Here is an 18,178-nt window from a genome sequence, read left to right as displayed (position 1 = left end):
TAGAACTATAGCCTTCCGGTCAATCACACGCTCATCGGAGGAGGCGACCTTGCCCAAGCGGAACGCGACAGCAGCCGTCATCGGGGCCGGCGATTTCATCGGCTCCGAGATCGCCAAGAAATTCGCCGCGGAAGGATTTTCGATCTTCGCCGGCCGCCGCAACGGCGACAAGCTGGCGCCGCTGGTGAAGGACATCGAGGCCTCAGGCGGCGAGATCCACGCGCGTTCGCTCGATGCACGCAAGGAGGACGAGGTCATCTCGTTCCTCGAGGACGCCGACAAGCATGCGCCGCTCGAGGTCTGCATCTTCAACGTCGGTGCCAACGTGAATTTCCCGATCCTCGACACCACCGAACGCGTCTTCCGGAAAGTGTGGGAGATGGCCTGCTATTCCGGCTTCCTCGCAGGCCGGGAAGCTGCGCGGCTGATGCTGCCGCGCGGCGGTGGCAACATCTTCTTCACCGGCGCGACTGCCTCCTTGCGCGGTGGCAGCGGCTTTGCCGCCTTCGCCAGCGCCAAGTTCGGCCTGCGCGCGGTGGCGCAGGCGATGGCGCGCGAGCTCGGGCCGAAGAACATCCACGTCGCTCATCTCATCATCGATTCCGGCGTCGACACCGAATGGGTGCGCCAGCGTCGGCTGGAGGCGCTCGGCCCGAACGCGCTCGACAATCCAGATCTCCTGATGCCGCCGTCGTCGGTCGCGGACGCCTATTGGCAGCTCTATCAGCAGCCCAAGAGCGCCTGGACCTTCGAGATGGAGATCAGGCCGTTCGGAGAGAAATGGTGACCACGGCGCAAGACTGCGGTTAGACTGATCCCATACAAACCAAAATCCGGGAGGCGACTTACGTGAAGACCGCGATCACCGAACTGTTCGGCATCGAGCACCCTATCATCCAGGGCGGCATGCATTTCGTCGGCTTTGCCGAGCTTGCCGCCGCCGTCTCGAATGCCGGCGGGCTCGGCATCATCACGGGCCTCACGCAGAAGACGCCGGAATTGCTCGCGAAAGAGATCGCGCGCTGCCGCGACATGACCGACAAGCCGTTCGGCGTGAACCTCACCTTCCTGCCGACCTTCTCCGCGCCGCCCTATCCCGAATATATCGCGGCCATCGTCGAAGGCGGCATCAAGGCGGTCGAGACCGCGGGCCGCAGCCCGGAAGCCTACATGCCCGCGCTGAAGGCCGCGGGCATCAAGGTGATCCACAAATGCACCTCGGTGCGACACTCGCTGAAGGCCGAGAGGATCGGCTGCGACGCCGTCAGCGTCGATGGCTTCGAGTGCGGCGGCCATCCCGGCGAGGATGACATTCCCAACATGATCCTGCTGCCGCGCGCGGCGGAGGAGTTGAAGATCCCGTTCGTGGCTTCCGGCGGCATGGCCGACGGGCGCAGCCTCGTCGCGGCGCTGTCGCTCGGCGCGGCCGGCATGAACATGGGTACGCGCTTCATCGCCACCAAGGAAGCACCTGTCCATCAGAACGTGAAGAACGCGCTTGTCGCGGCCACCGAGCTCGACACGCGCCTCATCATGCGCGCGCTGCGCAACACCGAGCGCGTGCTGAAGAACGCCAATGTCGATCGCCTGCTCGAGATCGAACGGGAGAAGGGCGCCAAGCTCACCATCGACGACATTCACGACCAGGTCGCGGGCGTCTATCCCAGGATCATGCTGGAAGGCCAGATGGACGCGGGTGCCTGGAGCTGCGGCATGGTCGCCGGCCTCATCCACGACATCCCCTCCTGCAAGGAACTCATCGATCGCATCATGGGCGAGGCGGAAACCATCATTCGCGGGCGCCTGATGGGGTTCCTGGACGGGACGGGGGCGACGCGAAAGGTCGCGTAACACCGGCAAACTTCTTAACCACGGCGGCAACCGGCCGCTGGAATTCCGCGCGACGCCTCCTAAATAGGGATAAATTACGCCCCAATAATCAATTTCAGGAGGCGTCCGTGGTCCTGAAAAGCGTTCCTTTTGCGGTTGCCGTCGCCCTCGTCATTGCGTGGGGCGGCATCGCGCGCGCTGACGACTACAAGCCTGACGAATATTTCGGTCTCGATCTCTCCAAGGCGGTGCTGTCGCCGAAACGGCTCGGGCCCGAGACGCAATTCGCGCCGGTCGCACTCGAAGCGAAGGGCGGCAACGAGGCGCAGGCGCGGATCGAGCCGATCGACGTGCCGAAGAAGGTCGCGGCCGAACGCGTGCATGTGCCCGAGCCGAAGGTCGCGCATACGAAGAGCACCCAGCCCCGCGGCGCCGCCCGCACCAAGCTCGCGCATCGCCGCGGCAATCCGCTCGACGCCCAGGCGATGGACACGCGCATTCAGACTTGGCCGTGTCGCTCCGGCGGCATCTGCAACTGGAAGCGCTAGTCGGGCGTAGCCATTCGACCGTCATCCCAGCGTCGCAAAACCGTAGGCGCGGAGTCAAGAAACCGTCAGGATAGGAGTCAAGGAGCGCAGGCACCTTCCGTCGCGATTCGACGAAGGTCTCCTGAATGGCAACGCTCCGCGCCCCGCGCGCATGGACCCGGCGGCAATTCCTGGTCCGCTCAACTTCAAGCCTCGCCGTCGCCTCGCTCGGCACACTCGCAAAGCCCCACATCAGCCGCGCCTCCGACCGGCCCCAGATCGCGGGCGGCATCCAGTCCGGCGATGTCTCGGATGGGTCTGCCGTGATCTGGGCGCGCGCCGACCGGGCCGCACGCATGCACGTGGAGTGCTCGACCGTCGAGAGCTTCAAGACCATCATTGCGTCGGCTTCGCGCGACGCCCTGCCGGATGCGGATTTCACGGCAAAACTGCAGCTGAACGACCTGCCGCCCGGGCAGGACATCTTCTATCGCATCCGCTTCGACGACATCGCCACCGGTATCGCCGGCGACAGCCGTATCGGCCATTTCCGCACCGCGCCGGCAGCTGGCCACTCGATCTCGTTCCTGTGGTCCGGCGACACCGCGGGGCAGGGCTGGGGCATCGATGTCTCGCGCGGCGGCTACCGTAGCTATCGAACCATGCTCGACAACCGCCCGGACTTCTTCATCCATTCCGGCGACCACATCTACGCCGACTGCACGATTCCTGCCGAGAAGACGCTGCCGAACGGCGAGACCTGGCGCAACATCGTCACTGAGGAAAAAGCCGAGGCCGCACACACGCTGGCGCAGTTCCGCGGCAATTACAAATACAACCATCTGGACGAGCACTTTCGCGCCTTCCACGCGCAGGTGCCGATGTTCGCGCAATGGGACGACCACGAGGTTACCAACGACTGGTCGCCGTCCGGCAGCTACGATGAGGCGGGTTTCGAGGACGATGGCACCTCGCGCCTGGTTGCGCGCGCCCGCCGCGCTTTCTTCGACTTCATGCCGATCCGCGACATCGGCGCGCCGCAGGGTCGGGTCTATCGCAAGATCGCCTACGGCCCGCTGCTCGACGTCTTCATGATCGACATGCGCAGCTATCGCGACGAGACCTGGAACAAGGGCCAGGATCATCGCGGCTGGATTCTCGGCGCCGAGCAGTTCGCCTGGCTGAAGCGCGAGCTTGCCGCCTCACGCGCGACCTGGAAGGTGATCGCGGCCGACCTGCCGATCGGCCTCATCAGCCTCGACGCGGTCGCGCTCGGCGATGGTCCGCCGGACCGGCGCGAGCACGAAATCGCCGATCTCCTTGCCTCGATCAAGCGCGCGGGCGTGCGCAACATCGTCTGGCTCACCGCCGACATGCACTACACTGCCGCGCATTATTACGATCCGAACAAGGCCCAGTTTCAGGACTTTGAGCCGTTCTGGGAATTCGTCTCCGGCCCCCTCCATGCCGGCACCTGGGGGCCGGGCGCGCTCGACAACACGTTTGGTCCGGTCGCGATGTACCAGAACGGCTGCAGCGCGGCGCAGGGCGAGAATCTCGCTCCCTGCTTCGGCCTGCAATTCTTCGGTCGCGTCGATATCGACGGCGCGAGCGGCGTCATGACCGTGACCCTGAAGGACGTCGACAACCGCGATCTCTGGTCGGTCGACATCGAGCCGCGGCCGCAGACGCGCCCGGCGGTGGTGGCGCAGCACTCCTAGGGCATCCGCAGGCCGATACCGCCGCGCACCTGGCGGGCCACGGGCTGCGGAGCTTCTGCGCGCGCATTCATCCAGGCCGGCTTCTGTGGCGCAGTGGGTTGCCGGACATAGAATTCGCCTAGCTTGGGCGAGCCGGTATAGGCGAAGCCGTCGGCATGCACAGGTGTGGCGCCGGCAAGGGCGGCCGCCAGAACAGCCATCGTCAAAATCGTCCTCATGATCGTCTCCGTGTCGCGCGGCCGGAATGACCGCGATGACGGGATGCTGGCAGGAGAGGGCAATGATCTGAAATGCCGTTTGGCTGTTGCGGTGATAGCGGCCGGCTATCTCGCTAACCCGATCTTGATTGGCCGCTCCGGCGCCTCCCGCGCTATAGTGCGTCCTCCCGCCATCTCTTTTCCGTCACCAAAGAGTCTGTCCCCGCGGCCTCACCGCGCGTCTGGCGGGCTGAAATACTCAGGAGCCTGTTTCATGGACAATCTGAAGACACAGGGCATCAGCATGCCCAAGCTCGGCCTCGGCACCTTCCGCATGCAGGGCGATGCCTGCCGTGCGGCGGTCGAGAGCGCGCTCGCGATCGGCTATCGCCACATCGACACCGCCGAGATGTACGCCAACGAAGAACCGATCGGCGCGGCGCTTGCCGCAGCGCGCGTGCCGCGCGGCGAGCTGCACGTCACGACCAAGGTCTGGCACGAGAACCTCAGCCCTGATGCGATCCGCCGTGCCTTCAATGCAAGCCTGACGAAGCTGCGGCTCGATCATGTCGATCTCTATCTCGTGCACTGGCCGTCGCAATCCGCGAACTGGGGCGCGGTGTTCGAGACCTTGATGAAGCTGAAGGAGGAGGGACGCACGCGGGCGATCGGCGTCGCCAACTTCACCACCGCACTGCTCAAGATTGCGGTCGAGGACATCAAGGCGCCGATCGCCTGCAACCAGATCGAATATCACGCGATGCTCGATCAATCGAAGGTGCTGGCCTATCTCAAGCCCAAGTCGATCCCGCTGGTCGCCTATTGCCCGCTCGCGCAGGGGCGCATTGCCTCGGATCCCGTGCTGGCCGAGATCGGCACCAAACACAATGCGACCGCAGCCCAGGTCGCGCTGAAATGGCTGCTCGACCAGGACGGCGTTGCGGCCATCCCGAAAGCCTCGCGCCGCGAGAGCCAGCAGGCCAATCTCGATGCACTGAAGATCACGCTCGACGAGGCCGATCGCAAGAAAATCGCGGCGCTGCCGAAGGACAGGCGCTGCGTCAATCCCGGTTTCGCGCCGGCGTGGGATTGATTCCGCCGAACGTTTCGAGCATGCAAAGAAATGGCCCCGTGAGGGGCCATTTCCACGTTTGCGTTGCGCATTAGTCCCAGTGGTGACGATGGCCGCGCTTGATCACGACGACTTTGTCGCCATGATGACGCCAGCCACGATGCCAGCCGTGGTCACGATGCATGCCGTATTCGGCACGCGCGGCGTACGGGCCGTGGTGATGACCACGCTTGATCACCACCGTCTCCGCGCTCGCCAGCGTCGGCGCTGCGATCGCGAGCGCGCCGAGGGCCGCAACCACATAACCAAGCTTCTTCATGATGTCCTCCTCCAATCGAATGCCAATTTAAACTGCGCATTCGCATGAACGTTCCGGAGGAATCGCAGGAGAATTCTGAATGGATGTTCAGACAGCGCGTGATCCCGACCCGATAGGGCCGCGCTCGTGCAAAGTTAAGGAGCGGCTTTCCGAAAGGTCATGCTCAAGCGGAATGCTCAATCGCAGCGCTGCTGCGCGGGCGTCGGCGCGCCGCTGGCGACGTACTTGCCGTCCCTGATCGTGTACTCGCCGCGCTCGCTGCGATTGTAGATCGCGCGCAGGCTGCCGTCCTTGTCCAGCAGCAGCCCGAACTCGCGGGCCTGATGCAGCGAGGGGAAGTACACCATCACATTGAGCAGGCCTTCGGCGTTGACCGTGGCGGACACCACCTCGTTCTCGTCCCTGGCATCGCCGAAATTGCGCCGGTACATCACCCGGCCGTCCTTGCGGATCTCGTAGGTCAGCAGCGAGCCTTTGTCGCGATCCGGCCGAACCGCGCAATCGACTGCCCATGAGCCGAGCAGGCCCCATTGCTCGACGGTCGCCGCAAGCGTCTCAGCGCGGGCCAAAGATATGAAAGCAACCCATAGCAATGCAGCCGTGGTCCAGCGGCTCAAACAACGCGTCATGTCCCGAAAAGCCCCGCCTCGAAGAATTCCAAAGTTTAGCATCCCCGGCGCGGCCGTCCACGCCGGCTGCCGATCGCGCGCGAATTTGATCCGCGTCAATGAGGCTGGCCGAGGCGGGGGTAGGATGGCAGCTCCGAAGGCGAACGTGGATACACCAATGCTGAATCAAGTCATGGATTTTGCGGGCGAAGTGCTGCCGGGGAGCTGCGCCGTGCCGCCCTATTCGGAGACCGCGTTTCTGGCCGAGCTGGGTGACCGCCTGAGGTCCTCGCGCACCCGCTGCGACCTGTCGCGCCGGGAGCTTGCCCGCCGCTCCGGGATTTCCGAGCGCTACATCGCCCAGATCGAGGCCGGCAAAGGCAATGTCTCGATCGTCCTGCTGCTGCGGCTGGCCTCGGCGATCCACAGCAGCCAGCCTCAGGCGGCCTGACGCTTCGGGGTGGCCGCCATGGGGCAGCTCGTACTCGCGGCCAAGGTAACCCATGTTCCATCATTGATGCTGTCGGAGCAGCCCGGCAGCCCGTTACGCGACGCGCGCAAGGCCGCCGTTGAATCCCTGCGCGAGCTTGGGCGGCGGGCGAAAGCGCGCGGCGTCACCAGCTTCGTGGTGTTCGATACCCACTGGCTCTCGAATTTCGGCTATCACATCAACGCAAATGCGCGGCATCGCGGCTCGTTCACCAGCCACGAGGCACCGCAGATGATTCAGGATCTGCGCTACGATCTGCCCGGCGATACCGGGCTCGCCGAAGCCATTGCGGGCAGGGCCGAAGATGCCGGTCTGAACGTCATCGCCCACCAGGTGGCGGGCCTCGGGCTCGAATACGGCACCATCGTCCCGATGCACTACATGAACCCGAACGGTTTTGCGAAGGTCGTCTCGGTCGCCTCGCCGCTGTTCACCTCGTTCGAGGAGAGCCGGGTTCTCGGTGAAGCGACCCGCCGGGCCATCGACGAATCCGGCGAACGGGTCGCGATCCTCGCCAGCGGTTCGCTCTCGCATCGGCTCTGGCCAAACAAGAAGCTCGGCCCGGAAGCGTGGACGTCGGTCGCCAGCGAGTTCAACCGCCAGGTCGATTTGCACGTGCTCGAGCTCTGGCAGAGCCGCCGCTACCGCGAATTTCTCGACATGCTTCCCGACTACGCCATCAAATGCAATGGCGAGGGCGGGATGGCTGATACCATCATGCTGTTCGCGGCACTCGGCTGGTCCGACTACCGCGGTGCCGCCGAGCAGCTCTGCGACTATTTTCCGTCATCGGGCAGCGGCCAGGTCAATGTGGAATTCCACGTCGAGGCGTGAACACCAGTTCAGCGCTGATCATACGGTTCGAAGAGTTCATCGCGGCCTAGTGACCAGGCTTCCGAATTTGATGGGAGGTAGCTCACCATGGTCACGATCTGATCGCCATTAGACCGATCCCTCCAAAGAAACCCATAGGTCCGTTCTGGCGATTTGATTCTTTGTGGTCCTTCAAACTGGTCGGGAGCGATCCCGCGTCTCACGCACTCTCGCCGAAAGGTGAGTAGCGCTTCTTCACGAGCGCTCGCTTCAGTGCTCGTTGCGAAGTCCAGGATTTCATCAGCGACGACCACCAGACCAAGAGCGACGAAGATTCCGAGTATCCAAAACGTGATCCGCGCCGCCCGTCTCATCTACGCCTTCGCCTTCTCCACATTGGCGCTACGCGACGGCACGCCGAACTCCTTGCGGCAGACCTCAGCCAGCACGGCGACGCCCTCGCGGATCTGCTGATGCGTCGGGCTTGCAAAGCAGAGCCTGAGGCGCGAGCTGGAATGGCCCTTGTTGGTCGACCATTCCGGTCCCGGATTGATCGAGACGCCGGCGGCCAGCGCAGCCTTATAGAGTTTGAGCGTATCGACCTGCTCGGGCAGCTTCACCCAGAGGAAGATGCCGCCTTTGGGCTCCTCGAACTCCGCTGCCGTTCCGAACTGCTCGTTGAGGGCCTCCATTAGCGTGTCGAGCTTGGTGCGCAGCGCCTTCGTCAGCGCCGGCACGTGGGTCGAAAAATGCGGCTTGCAATAGGCCGCGAGCACCATCTGCTCCAGCGCGCCGGACCCGGCGTCCGTCTTCAGCGACAACATCCGCGACATCACATCCCAGGGTGCGACGATGAAGCCGACGCGTAGCGCCGGCGCGATCGATTTCGAGAACGAGCCGATATGGATCACGCTGCCGTTCGGGCTCATCGCATGGATCGCCGGCGGCCGCTGGCCCGACCAGACCAGGTCGGCATAGCAGTCGTCCTCGAAGATGGGCACGCCATATTCGGCGGACAGCCGCACCAGCTCGGCGCGGCGGCTCTCCGGCATGATGCTGCCGGTCGGGTTCTGCACCGTCGGAATGGTGTAGATGTATTTCGGGCGGATGCCGCGGCTCTTCAGATCGGCCAGCGCTGTGGCCAGCGCGTCCATGCGCATGCCGTCCCTGTCGAGGGGAATGCCGACGACATTGACGCCGAGCCGCGCCAGGCGTGTCAACGAGCCCTGATAGCTGTCCTGCTCGAAGATCACGGTGTCGCCGCGCGTCAGCAGCGTGTTGTTGACGAGGTCGAGCGCCTGCAGCGAGCCCGAGACGATCAGGAGATCGTCGACCGTGCAGCTGATGCCGGCATGGCGTTTCAGCTTGGTGACCAGAAATTCGCGCAAGGGCAGGTAGCCCTGCGGACCATGCGCCAACCCGTAAGTGGCGAGGGAGCGGCCCTCGCGCCGCAGCACCGTGTTGGTTGCTTCGATCAGCTCGTCGAGCGGCACCTGTTCGGAATCATTGTTGCCACCGACGAAGCTGTATTTGGCAAGGCCCGTCCAGCGCGCAGTCGGGGCCGGCAGCCCTGCAGGGAACAGGGGCGCGAAATCGAAGCTGGACGTCATGGGGGCGTTCCTCGTTTTGTTCTTGTTGAGCGGCCGGCTTTGCACCGGCCTGCTTTACGACTTTGCTGGCCGCCCGGGGTCGGACGGCTGTTACTTTTTGCCGGCCGTCCGGGTCGGACGGCCCTGGCTGATGAAAGCGTAATGCGCATTGGCGACGCCGCCAACCATCAGGGCCTCGACCACCGGTTCGGAGATCTCGCCCGTGGCGGCCCAGTCGACGATGAAATTGGCGCCCGTGCCGCCGCGCACGTCGTCGGTCGGGATGAAGATCGAGACGGTGGCGAGGGGTTTTAGTGCCACCGGCGCCTTCAGATAGCTCTCGACCTGCTTGCCTGCGGTGTCGAAATAGGCGATGCGTTTGAGGACCAGCGGTTGGGTCTCGGAGGCGTTGTGCACGCTCAACGTCACCGAGAAGTCGACACGCAGCTTGCCCTGGCTCATCGCGACGCTGGAATAGGCCGGCACGTAGAATCCGCCGGACGCGGCGAGCTCCTCCTTCGGCAGCGCAGTGAGCGAATCGGCAAAGGTTTGTTCGATATTGACCTTGGATTGCGCGGCGGCTGGCAATGCGGACGCGAATGGACCCAGCAGGGCTATCAAAGAGAGCACGAACCGCATGTGACGAATTGCTCGCTTGCCGCGCCGCAACCCGCCACTAGGGTGCGGCAAAACGGACCAATTTGGCATGCATGAGCTCATTCGCGACATCACCCTCTGTATTCTGTTTGCCTGGGGGCTGGGCCTGCTCGCCCATTTCTCCCGGCAACCCCTGATCCTGGCCTACCTTATCGCCGGCTTCTGCATAGGTCCATTCGGTGCCGGCTGGGTCCATTCGCAGGAGTCGATCAGCGTCATCTCGGAGCTTGGCCTGATCTTCATGCTGTTCATGATCGGCCTGGAGATCGACCTGAAGAAGATCGTCCGGGCCGGAAGGGTGATCCTGTTTGCCGCGGGCGGCCAGCTGCTCGGCGGCTGTGTGCTCGGCGTGCTGTTCTTCGTCGGCATCGGCCTGTCGCTCGGTGGCGGCCATTTCGACGCGGTCTATCTCTGCGTCGCCTGCGCGCTGTCGAGCACGGTCATCATCGTCAAGGTGCTCTACGAGAAGCGTGAACTCGACACGCTGCCGGGCCGCATCACGCTCGGCGTGCTGGTGCTGCAGGACATCTTCGCCATCCTGTTCCTGGCGGTGCAGCCGAGCCTTGCCAATCTGGAAGTCACCGTCATCCTGCTCTCCATCGGCCGCGTCGCGGTGCTGGTTGCGGCTGCGCTCCTGGTCAGCCGTTACGTACTGCCGCGCCTGTTCCACCAGATCGCCCGGCGCCCCGAGCTGATCCTGCTCGGCGCGCTCGCCTGGTGCTTTCTCGTCGCCGAGACCGCCGAGCGGCTGTCGCTGTCGCGCGAGATGGGCGCCCTGATCGCCGGCGTCTCGCTCTCGACCTTTCCTTACGCGCTCGACGTCACCGCCAAGGTCACCACGCTGCGGGACTTCTTCATCACGCTGTTCTTCGTCGCGCTCGGCATGACCATTCCCGTGCCCGGCCTCTCCGTGATCGGGCTTGCCTTGATGATCGCGGCGTTCACGGTGGTGAGCCGCCTCGTCACCACCTTCACGCCGCTCTACCTGATGAAGCAGGGGCTGCGCGCGAGCCTGTTGCCGGCGCTCAACCTCGCGCAGATCTCCGAGTTTTCGCTGGTGGTGATCCAGACCGGCGTCAACGACCACCACATCGCAGCCGAGACGGCGAATGCCGCCTCTTTCGCCTTCGTGGTGCTGGCGGTGCTCTCGACCTTCGCGATGAGCCGCAGCGACGAGATCACCCGCTGGGCGATTGGCCCGTTGAAGCGGATCGGCCTGCGCGATCTCGATCACGGCAACGGCCATGCCGAGGAGAGCCACGAGGGCGGTCATGGCGAGGCCCGCCGCATCGTCATCCTCGGCTTTTTCCGTGCGGCGAGCGCGCTGCTGGCGGAGATCGAGCGGCAGGCGCCGGTGCTGCTGGAGCAGATCACGGTGGTCGATTTCAACCCCAATGTGTACCAGACGCTGTTATCGCGCGGCCTGCACGTGATCTATGGCGACATCAGCAGCGCCGACACGCTGCTCCATGCCGGCGTCGGCAAGTCCGAGATGATCATCCTCAGCGTGCCGGACGCGCTCTTGAAGGGCGCCAGCAACGAGAAGCTGGTCCGTCACGTCCGCACCCTCAATCCGACCGCATTGATCGTTGCCACGGCCGATCTGCTGTCGGATGTGGGGGAGCTCTATGCGGCCGGCGCCAGCTACGTCACGGTGACCCGGCTCAGCGATGCTCATGAGCTGTTTACCGTGATCGAAGCCGCCCAGGCCGGCCTGCTCGACGACAAGCGCGCCGAGCTCGATCTGCGGCTCGGCGAGCGGCGCGAGGTGCTGCCCTGACGGGCGGTTTGCCGTCTTCCGTCCGGGCCTCGCGCACCTATATCCTTGGTATCTTCGGTGCAAGCCTGAGGCCCGCGGGCCGGCCCGCCATCAGGCATATGCGGTTGCGTCCAGGACACTAGCGCTTGGAGCCAAGTCCGGCTAAGGCGTCCGGCTAAGCCTCCGGCCCCGTAACCGATAGAGATTGGGACATGCCCGATACCGTCCAGGAAGTCTTGCAGGCCTTTGCCAGGGGCGAGCTCGTCGTCGTCACCGACGACGAGGACCGCGAGGGCGAGGGCGACCTGATCGTCGCCGCCTCGCTCTGCACCGCCGAGAAGATGGCGTTCATCATCCGCCATACCTCCGGCATCGTCTGCGCCCCCGTGACCACCGAGGACGCCCGCCGCCTGCGGCTCGATCCGATGGTCGCCCACAACGATTCCGCGCACACCACCGCCTTCACGGTCTCGGTCGACTACAAGCCCGACGGCGGCACCGGCATCTCGGCCGAGGAGCGCGCCTCGTGCTGCCGGGCGCTCGCCAACCCCAATGTCGGCGCCAACGACTTTGCCCGGCCTGGCCACATCTTCCCGCTGATCGCCAAGGATGGCGGCGTGCTGCTGCGCTCCGGCCATACCGAGGCCGCCGTCGATCTCTGCAAGCTCTCCGGCCTGCCGCCGGTCGGCGTCATCAGCGAGCTGATGAACGACGACGGCAGCGTCATGAAGGGCGAGCAGGTCGCGCAGTTCGCCGCCAGGCACAAGCTCAAACACGTCACCATCGCGGACATGATCGCCTACCGCCAGGCGCGCGAGAAACTGATCGAGCGGGTCTCGACCTTCGTCATCGATAGCCCGATCGGACCCTTGCAGGGCTATGCCTACCGCTCGCCGTTCGATTCCATCGCCCACGTCGCCTTCGTCTACAACGGTGTCGGCGACGGCAAGAACGTGCTGACGCGCTTCCACAAGCCGAACATCGTCAAGGACACCTTCACCGGCCACAAGCGCATGGCCGCCGTGCTCGAGCATTTCAAGAAGACCGGCCGCGGCGTGCTGGTCTACTTGCGGGACGGCGCTGCCGGCGTGCCCGTGTCCCCGCTTCCGGACGAGACCTCGACCGAGGCCGACCGCAACCGCCAGTGGCGCGAGATCGGCGTCGGTGCGCAGATCCTGCGCGATCTCGGCGTCACCTCGATCCGGCATCTCACCTCCTCGGTGCACGACTACAAGGGCCTGTCGGGCTTCGGCATCGAGATCGTCGCCAACGAGCAGCTCGAAACCTGACACGCAGTGTCATTCCGGGATGGCGCTGAAAGCGCCAGACCCGAAATCTCGAGGTGGTAAGCAAAGACATGCCGGGTTCGCCGTTGCGCGACCCGGAATGACCGAAACCAGGATGCATTTGCACTTGTTGCCGCGGCGCTTTAATTTGTCGGGCAATTATTAGACGGAACCAGACGCGAAAGGACGTTTCATGAGCGTGCGCCCTCAGGCCAAGGACAAGCCGGCTGCGGCTTCTTTCCAGTGGGACGATCCGTTCCTGCTCGACGAGCAGCTGACCGAAGACGAGCGCATGGTGCGCGACACCGCCCGTGCCTATGCCCAGGACAAGTTGCTGCCCCGCGTCTCCAAGGCCTATCTGGAAGAGAAGACCGACCGCGAGATATTCAACGAGATGGGTGAGCTCGGCCTGATCGGCATCACGCTGCCCGAGGAATATGGCTGCGCCAACGCGAGCTACGTCGCCTATGGCCTCGTCGCGCGCGAGATCGAGCGGGTCGATTCCGGCTACCGCTCGATGAACTCGGTGCAGTCCTCGCTGGTGATGTATCCGATCTACGCCTATGGCGACGAGAACCAGCGCAAGAAGTACCTGCCGAAGCTCGCCAGCGGCGAGTGGGTCGGCTGCTTCGGCCTGACCGAGCCGGACGCCGGCTCCGATCCGGCCGGCATGAAGACCCGCGCCGAGAAGGTCTCGGACGGCTATCGCCTCACCGGCAGCAAGATGTGGATCTCGAACGCGCCGATCGCCGACGTGTTCGTGGTCTGGGCCAAGTCGGCGGCGCACGACAACCAGATCCGCGGCTTCGTGCTGGAGAAGGGCATGAAGGGCCTCTCCGCGCCGAAGATCGGCGGCAAGCTCTCGCTTCGCGCCTCAATCACCGGTGAGGTCGTGATGGACGGCGTCGTGGTTCCCGAAGACGCGCTGCTGCCCAACGTCTCCGGCCTGAAAGGCCCGTTCGGCTGCCTCAACCGCGCCCGCTACGGCATCTCCTGGGGCGCGCTTGGCGCGGCCGAGGACTGCATGCACCGCGCCCGCCAGTACACGCTCGACCGCAAGCAGTTCGGCAAGCCGCTCGCCGCCACCCAGCTGGTGCAGAAGAAGCTCGCCGACATGGAGACCGAGATCGCGCTCGGCCTGCAGGGCTCGCTCCGCGTCGGCCGCCTGATGGACGAGGGCAAGTTCGCGCCCGAGATGATCTCGATCATGAAGCGCAACAATTGCGGCAAGGCGCTCGACATCGCCCGCACCGCCCGCGACATGCACGGCGGCAATGGCATCTCGATCGAGTACCACGTGATGCGCCACGTCCATAACCTCGAGACGGTCAACACCTATGAGGGTACCCACGACGTCCACGCCCTGATCCTGGGCCGCGCCATCACGGGCATCCAGGCGTTTTTCTGATCTGATCATCCGTCATTCCGGGGCGCGCGAAGCGCGAACCCAGGTGCGCAATTGCGCACCTGGGAATCTCGGGCCGCATTATTCCTGTTCCATCGAGATTCCGGGTCTGGCCCTGACGGGCCATCCCGGAATGACGTCAAAGAACAAAGAAGAAGCCATGTCCGACAACGACGACGTCCCGTTCAACCGCAACTTTCCGCTTCAGCCCGGAATCGTCGAGGAAGTCCGTCCCGGCGTGCGGCGCGTGCTCTGTAACAATCCGAGCCCCTTCACCTTCACCGGCACGGTCAGCTACATCGTCGGCAAGGGCAACGTTGCGATCATCGATCCCGGTCCTGATGATGCGGCGCATGCGGCGGCGCTGCTCGAGGCGGTGCGCGGCGAGACCGTGACGCACATCTTCGTCACCCATACCCACCGCGACCACTCGCCGAACACCGCGCGGATCAAGCAGGCGACCGGCGCGCCGGTCTATGCCGAAGGTCCGCACCGCGCCTCGCGCCCGCGCTTCGAGAGCGAGAAGCACAATCCGGAATCCGGCGTCGATCGCGATTTCGTCCCGGACATCAGGATCGTCCATGGCGACGTCGTCGAGGGCGACGGCTGGCGGCTCGAGGCGGTGGCGACGCCCGGTCACACGGCCAATCACCTCGCCTTCGCCTGGCCGGAGCGGAAATTCAATTTCGTCGGCGACCACGTGATGGGCTGGTCGACCTCGATCGTGGCGCCGCCCGATGGCTCGATGATCGACTACATGGACTCGCTCGACCGCCTCGCCGCGCGCGAGGAGGATCTCTACTTCTCCGGTCACGGCCCCGAGATCCCGGACGGCCCGCGCTTCGTGCGTTTCCTGATCCGCCACCGCAAGGCGCGCGAGGCCTCGATCCTGCACCGCCTCGCCAAGGGCGAGGCCGATATCCCGACCATGGTGCGCGCGATCTATATCGGCATCGATCCGAGGCTGACGACGGCCGCCGGCTATTCCGTGCTGGCGCATCTGGAAGACCTCGTCGCCCGCGGCGTGGTGGCGACGGACGGCGATCCCGTGATCACCGGGACGTACCGGATGGCCTAGCTCGTCATTCCAGGGCGCGCGTCAGCGCGATCCCGGAATCCATCGGGCCGCGGCGTTGGTGGAAGGATGGATTCTCTGATGCGCAATTGCGCATCATAGTTCGATGCTGCGCATCGCCCCGGAATGACACCAGGGGCTATTTCTTCACCGTCTTCGCCGGAGCCTTCGGCGGCGCGACCGGGGTCTTCTTCACCGGCTTGAGCGCATCGGCGTCCGCAGCGGTGTTGAGATCCTCGATGAATTTCCTCACACGTGCGGCATTGCTGCCGAGATCGCTATCGAAATAGCGCGAGGCGGAGCGGATATCGACGCGGGAATCCTCGCCGTCGGGCACGACCCTGATGGAAATGTCCTCGCGCAAGCCCATGATCGGCGTGCGGGCCACCGCCTCGATGCGGCCGATACGGCGCGGCGGCTGCGGCGCGCGCTCGTCGATGACGAGCCATTTGCGCTTGTTGACCAGCTGGAGCGCGATCGCATAGGCGCGATCGACCGGGATCTCGAGCTCGATCGGTTCGATATCGGGGTAGAAATGGCGCTGCTGCTCGGCCGAGTAGAGACCGGCATAGACGGCCGTGTTGGCGCCGTCGCCGGTGCGCAGCCGCGCCAATGCGTCGAAGCGGGGCGGGTCGATCGGGTCGGTGGTGATGTCGTGGATCGCCGGCAGCTTGCGGTATTGCAGGGCGAGATAGGCGGGGTAGGCGAGGATCGCGCCGTCGATCAGGAACGCGAGCAGGATGCGCGCCATGCCGCGCGAGCCGTTCTGCCAGATCGCGGCGAAGCCCGCGAGCCCGAACAGGATCGAGAGCCCCGCGATTGCGAGGCCTCCAAAGAAGGTGACGAGCGCCGGCTTCGGCTCCAGGAAGCCGAAGCGGACGACAATGATCGACACCAATACGGCCACCACCGCGAACACGGCGAGATTGCGCGCCCAGCTGGCGAGGCTGGACACGGGCTCCGTCTGGTAGGGAGCGGAAAACCTGCGGGCCATCGGGTGAAGCTCTGCCGGGGTCTTGGTGCCGGCCGATCTGGCGCGACGATGAGCCGTTGAGACCACGGCCCGCGGGCAAATTCAAGGGTTCCGGCTCTTCATTGCCCGTCATTCCGGGGCGCTCAAAGGGCGAGCCCGGAATCTCGAGATTCCGGGCTCGATGCCGTTGGCATCGCCCCGGAATGACGTGTACGTCCCTACGCCGCCGCGTTCGGGAAGCGGTAATCCTTGAACTGGTCGCGCAGCGCCGTCTTCAGGATCTTGCCGGTGGCGGTGTGCGGGATGCCGTCGACGAAGGCGACGTCGTCGGGCATCCACCATTTGGCGATCTTGCCGTCCATGTATTTCAGGATGTCCTCGCGCGTAGCCTGCTGGCCCTGCTTGAGCTGCACGATCAGGAGCGGCCGCTCGTCCCATTTGGGATGGAACACGCCGATCACGGCGGCTTCCGCCACGGCCGGATGGCCGACCGCGAGGTTTTCGAGGTCGATCGAGGAGATCCACTCGCCGCCGGACTTGATCACGTCCTTGGAGCGGTCGGTGATCCGCATGTAGCCGTCCTCGTCGATGGTCGAGACGTCGCCGGTGTCGAAGAAGCCTTCCTCGTCGAGGATGTTGGTGTCGACGCGGTAATAGGCCTTGGCCACGGCGGGGCCGGAGACCTTGAGGCGGCCAAAAGTCTTGCCGTCCCAGGGCAGCTCCTTGCCGACATCGTCGGTGATCTTCATCTGCACGGCGAAGGGGGCATAACCCTGCATCTGCAGCACGTCGAGCTTGGCGTCGCCGGTCGCGTTCTGGAACGGCGGCTTCAACGCCGCGACGCTGCCGATCGGGCTCATCTCGGTCATGCCCCAGGCGTGGCGGACGTTCGAGCCCATGTCGAGGAAGGCCTTGATCATCGAGCGCGGCATCGCCGAGCCGCCGCAGATCACCATCTTCAGCTCCGGCAGCTTCAGATTGTTGGCGGTCATGTGCTGGAGCAGCATCAGCCACACCGTGGGCACGCCGGCAGTGTGCGTCACCTTCTCGGTCGAGAGCAGCTCGTAGACCGAGGCGCCGTCGAGCTTGGCGCCGGGCATGACCAGCTTGGTGCCCTGCGAGGGCGCGGAGAACGCGATGCCCCAGCTGTTGGCGTGGAACAGCGGCACCACCGGCAGCATCGTCTCGGAGGCGCTGGTGCCGAGCGCATCGACATTGTTGGCCATCAGCGCGTGCAGCACGTTGGAGCGGTGCGAGTACAGCACGCCCTTCGGGTCGCCCGTGGTGCCCGACGTGTAGCACATCGCGGCCGCCGTGTTCTCGTCAAAGTCCTTCCATTTGAATTTGCCGTCGGCCTGCGCAATCCAGTCCTCGTAGGCCACCGCATTCTTCAGCGTGGTCTGCGGCATATGCGCCTTGTCGGTGAGCACGATGTAGCGCTCCACGCTTGGCAGCTTGTCGGCGATCTTCTCCAGGATCGGAACGAAGGTGATGTCGGTCATCACGATGCGGTCCTGCGCATGGTTGATGATCCAGGCGATCTGCTCGGGGAAAAGGCGGGGATTGACGGTATGGCAGATGGCGCCGATCCCCATGATGCCGTACCACACCTCGAGATGGCGCCAGGTGTTCCAGGCGATCGTTGCGACCCGGTCGCCGAGCTTGATGCCGTCGCGCTCCAGCATCTGGGAGACCTTGAGCGCGCGCTTGTGGATCTCGGCATAGTTGGTGCGATGGATCGGTCCCTCGATCGATCGCGTGACCACCTCCTGCTTGCCATGAATCCTGGCGGCGTGTTCGATGATCCGGTGGCAGAGCAGGGGCCAGTCTTGCATCAAACCAAGCATTCCGACGTTC

18 protein-coding genes are annotated in these 18,178 nt (G+C 64.6%); 11 read left to right on the top strand and 7 right to left on the bottom strand.

The genetic code is table 11. The features are described from left to right. Positions 1 to 49 precede the first annotated feature (49 nt). From XH79_RS13460 to XH79_RS13445, 4 genes are all read left to right on the top strand, one after another. Positions 50 to 787, top strand: a complete 738-nt coding sequence (locus tag XH79_RS13460) for an SDR family oxidoreductase (protein WP_271581989.1) — start codon at positions 50 to 52, stop codon at positions 785 to 787. A gap of 62 nt (positions 788 to 849) precedes the next feature. Continuing rightward, positions 850 to 1,851: an NAD(P)H-dependent flavin oxidoreductase gene (locus tag XH79_RS13455; RefSeq protein WP_271581988.1), complete on the top strand. Its 1,002-nt coding sequence runs from the start codon at positions 850 to 852 to the stop codon at positions 1,849 to 1,851. 107 nt (positions 1,852 to 1,958) lie between these two features. Further along, positions 1,959 to 2,378 carry a hypothetical protein gene (locus tag XH79_RS13450; protein ID WP_212343331.1) on the top strand — a complete coding sequence of 140 codons (420 nt, stop codon included), beginning with the start codon at positions 1,959 to 1,961 and terminating at the stop codon, positions 2,376 to 2,378. Between the two features lie 125 nt (positions 2,379 to 2,503). Next, entirely contained in the window at positions 2,504 to 4,078 is a 1,575-nt protein-coding gene (locus XH79_RS13445; RefSeq protein WP_271581987.1) for an alkaline phosphatase D family protein, read from the top strand. Here the strand turns inward: XH79_RS13445 and XH79_RS13440 are convergent. Then, positions 4,075 to 4,296 (bottom strand): hypothetical protein, encoded by a 222-nt coding sequence (locus XH79_RS13440; RefSeq protein ID WP_271581986.1) that lies wholly within the window; start codon positions 4,294 to 4,296, stop codon positions 4,075 to 4,077. The two genes, XH79_RS13445 and XH79_RS13440, sit on opposite strands and share 4 nt — an antisense overlap. 253 nt (positions 4,297 to 4,549) lie before the next feature. Here XH79_RS13440 and XH79_RS13435 point away from each other — a divergent pair, with 253 nt between their 5' ends. Beyond that, positions 4,550 to 5,368, top strand: coding sequence for an aldo/keto reductase (locus XH79_RS13435; protein WP_212343334.1), 819 nt, complete (start codon positions 4,550 to 4,552; stop codon positions 5,366 to 5,368). A 70-nt stretch (positions 5,369 to 5,438) separates the two neighbouring features. Here XH79_RS13435 and XH79_RS13430 read toward each other — a convergent pair whose 3' ends face one another. Beyond that, positions 5,439 to 5,666 carry a hypothetical protein gene (locus XH79_RS13430; protein WP_212343335.1) on the bottom strand — a complete coding sequence of 76 codons (228 nt, stop codon included), beginning with the start codon at positions 5,664 to 5,666 and terminating at the stop codon, positions 5,439 to 5,441. Positions 5,667 to 5,842: 176 nt separating this feature from the next. After that, complete coding sequence (locus tag XH79_RS13425; protein WP_271581985.1) at positions 5,843 to 6,295, bottom strand: hypothetical protein; 453 nt, start codon at positions 6,293 to 6,295, stop codon at positions 5,843 to 5,845. A gap of 157 nt (positions 6,296 to 6,452) precedes the next feature. Between XH79_RS13425 and XH79_RS13420 the strand changes: the two genes are divergently transcribed. Together XH79_RS13420 and hpaD are read left to right on the top strand one after the other, a co-directional pair. Beyond that, positions 6,453 to 6,725, top strand: coding sequence for a helix-turn-helix domain-containing protein (locus tag XH79_RS13420; RefSeq protein ID WP_018648688.1), 273 nt, complete (start codon positions 6,453 to 6,455; stop codon positions 6,723 to 6,725). Between the two features lie 18 nt (positions 6,726 to 6,743). Continuing rightward, complete coding sequence (hpaD, locus tag XH79_RS13415) at positions 6,744 to 7,598, top strand: 3,4-dihydroxyphenylacetate 2,3-dioxygenase (RefSeq protein WP_271581984.1); 855 nt, start codon at positions 6,744 to 6,746, stop codon at positions 7,596 to 7,598. 353 nt (positions 7,599 to 7,951) lie between these two features. Here the strand turns inward: hpaD and XH79_RS13410 are convergent, their stop codons facing one another. Together XH79_RS13410 and XH79_RS13405 are read right to left on the bottom strand one after the other, a co-directional pair. Next, a complete protein-coding gene (locus XH79_RS13410) occupies positions 7,952 to 9,187 on the bottom strand; it encodes an aminotransferase-like domain-containing protein (RefSeq protein WP_271581983.1) in 1,236 nt (411 codons plus the stop codon). A 90-nt stretch (positions 9,188 to 9,277) separates the two neighbouring features. After that, positions 9,278 to 9,805, bottom strand: a complete 528-nt coding sequence (locus XH79_RS13405) for a DUF3124 domain-containing protein (RefSeq protein ID WP_212343337.1) — start codon at positions 9,803 to 9,805, stop codon at positions 9,278 to 9,280. A gap of 67 nt (positions 9,806 to 9,872) precedes the next feature. Here XH79_RS13405 and XH79_RS13400 point away from each other — a divergent pair, with 67 nt between their 5' ends. The 4 genes from XH79_RS13400 to XH79_RS13385 all read left to right on the top strand — a co-directional run bounded on the left by XH79_RS13400 (position 9,873) and on the right by XH79_RS13385 (position 15,351). Then, a complete protein-coding gene (locus XH79_RS13400) occupies positions 9,873 to 11,603 on the top strand; it encodes a cation:proton antiporter (RefSeq protein WP_212343338.1) in 1,731 nt (576 codons plus the stop codon). A gap of 191 nt (positions 11,604 to 11,794) precedes the next feature. After that, a complete protein-coding gene (gene ribB / locus XH79_RS13395) occupies positions 11,795 to 12,871 on the top strand; it encodes a 3,4-dihydroxy-2-butanone-4-phosphate synthase (protein ID WP_212343339.1) in 1,077 nt (358 codons plus the stop codon). A 190-nt stretch (positions 12,872 to 13,061) separates the two neighbouring features. Continuing rightward, on the top strand, positions 13,062 to 14,276 hold the full coding sequence (locus tag XH79_RS13390; protein ID WP_036004014.1) for an acyl-CoA dehydrogenase: 1,215 nt from the start codon (positions 13,062 to 13,064) through the stop codon (positions 14,274 to 14,276). Positions 14,277 to 14,433: 157 nt separating this feature from the next. Next, the gene (locus tag XH79_RS13385; protein ID WP_271581982.1) at positions 14,434 to 15,351 is read left to right on the top strand and encodes an MBL fold metallo-hydrolase; all 918 of its coding nucleotides are present in this window, start codon (positions 14,434 to 14,436) and stop codon (positions 15,349 to 15,351) included. Positions 15,352 to 15,487: 136 nt separating this feature from the next. Here XH79_RS13385 and XH79_RS13380 read toward each other — a convergent pair whose 3' ends face one another. Further along, entirely contained in the window at positions 15,488 to 16,342 is an 855-nt protein-coding gene (locus tag XH79_RS13380) for a DUF1499 domain-containing protein (RefSeq protein ID WP_271581981.1), read from the bottom strand. Positions 16,343 to 16,539: 197 nt separating this feature from the next. After that, the gene (locus tag XH79_RS13375) at positions 16,540 to 18,168 is read right to left on the bottom strand and encodes a fatty-acid--CoA ligase (protein WP_271581980.1); all 1,629 of its coding nucleotides are present in this window, start codon (positions 18,166 to 18,168) and stop codon (positions 16,540 to 16,542) included. Between the last annotated feature and the right edge of the window lie 10 nt (positions 18,169 to 18,178).

It is taken from the genome of Bradyrhizobium sp. CCBAU 45389 (assembly GCF_028128625.1).
Classification (GTDB): Bacteria; Pseudomonadota; Alphaproteobacteria; order Rhizobiales; family Xanthobacteraceae; genus Bradyrhizobium; species Bradyrhizobium liaoningense_B.
Note: the sequence above shows the minus strand (reverse complement) of the source record. Positions and strands in the feature narration are given on the sequence as shown.

Bases quoted from the DNA above. Each gene is read 5' to 3' on its own strand.
- XH79_RS13425 (WP_271581985.1), bottom strand. From the start codon at position 6,295: ATGACGCGTTGTTTGAGCCGCTGGACCACGGCTGCATTGCTATGGGTT.
- XH79_RS13380 (WP_271581981.1), bottom strand. From the start codon at position 16,342: ATGGCCCGCAGGTTTTCCGCTCCCTACCAGACGGAGCCCGTGTCCAGC.
- ribB (WP_212343339.1), top strand. From the start codon at position 11,795: ATGCCCGATACCGTCCAGGAAGTCTTGCAGGCCTTTGCCAGGGGCGAG.
- XH79_RS13440 (WP_271581986.1), bottom strand. From the start codon at position 4,296: ATGAGGACGATTTTGACGATGGCTGTTCTGGCGGCCGCCCTTGCCGGC.
- XH79_RS13420 (WP_018648688.1), top strand. From the start codon at position 6,453: ATGCTGAATCAAGTCATGGATTTTGCGGGCGAAGTGCTGCCGGGGAGC.
- XH79_RS13375 (WP_271581980.1), bottom strand. From the start codon at position 18,168: ATGCTTGGTTTGATGCAAGACTGGCCCCTGCTCTGCCACCGGATCATC.
- hpaD (WP_271581984.1), top strand. From the start codon at position 6,744: ATGGGGCAGCTCGTACTCGCGGCCAAGGTAACCCATGTTCCATCATTG.
- XH79_RS13430 (WP_212343335.1), bottom strand. From the start codon at position 5,666: ATGAAGAAGCTTGGTTATGTGGTTGCGGCCCTCGGCGCGCTCGCGATC.
- XH79_RS13400 (WP_212343338.1), top strand. From the start codon at position 9,873: ATGCATGAGCTCATTCGCGACATCACCCTCTGTATTCTGTTTGCCTGG.
- XH79_RS13390 (WP_036004014.1), top strand. From the start codon at position 13,062: ATGAGCGTGCGCCCTCAGGCCAAGGACAAGCCGGCTGCGGCTTCTTTC.
- XH79_RS13435 (WP_212343334.1), top strand. From the start codon at position 4,550: ATGGACAATCTGAAGACACAGGGCATCAGCATGCCCAAGCTCGGCCTC.
- XH79_RS13405 (WP_212343337.1), bottom strand. From the start codon at position 9,805: ATGCGGTTCGTGCTCTCTTTGATAGCCCTGCTGGGTCCATTCGCGTCC.
- XH79_RS13410 (WP_271581983.1), bottom strand. From the start codon at position 9,187: ATGACGTCCAGCTTCGATTTCGCGCCCCTGTTCCCTGCAGGGCTGCCG.
- XH79_RS13445 (WP_271581987.1), top strand. From the start codon at position 2,504: ATGGCAACGCTCCGCGCCCCGCGCGCATGGACCCGGCGGCAATTCCTG.
- XH79_RS13385 (WP_271581982.1), top strand. From the start codon at position 14,434: ATGTCCGACAACGACGACGTCCCGTTCAACCGCAACTTTCCGCTTCAG.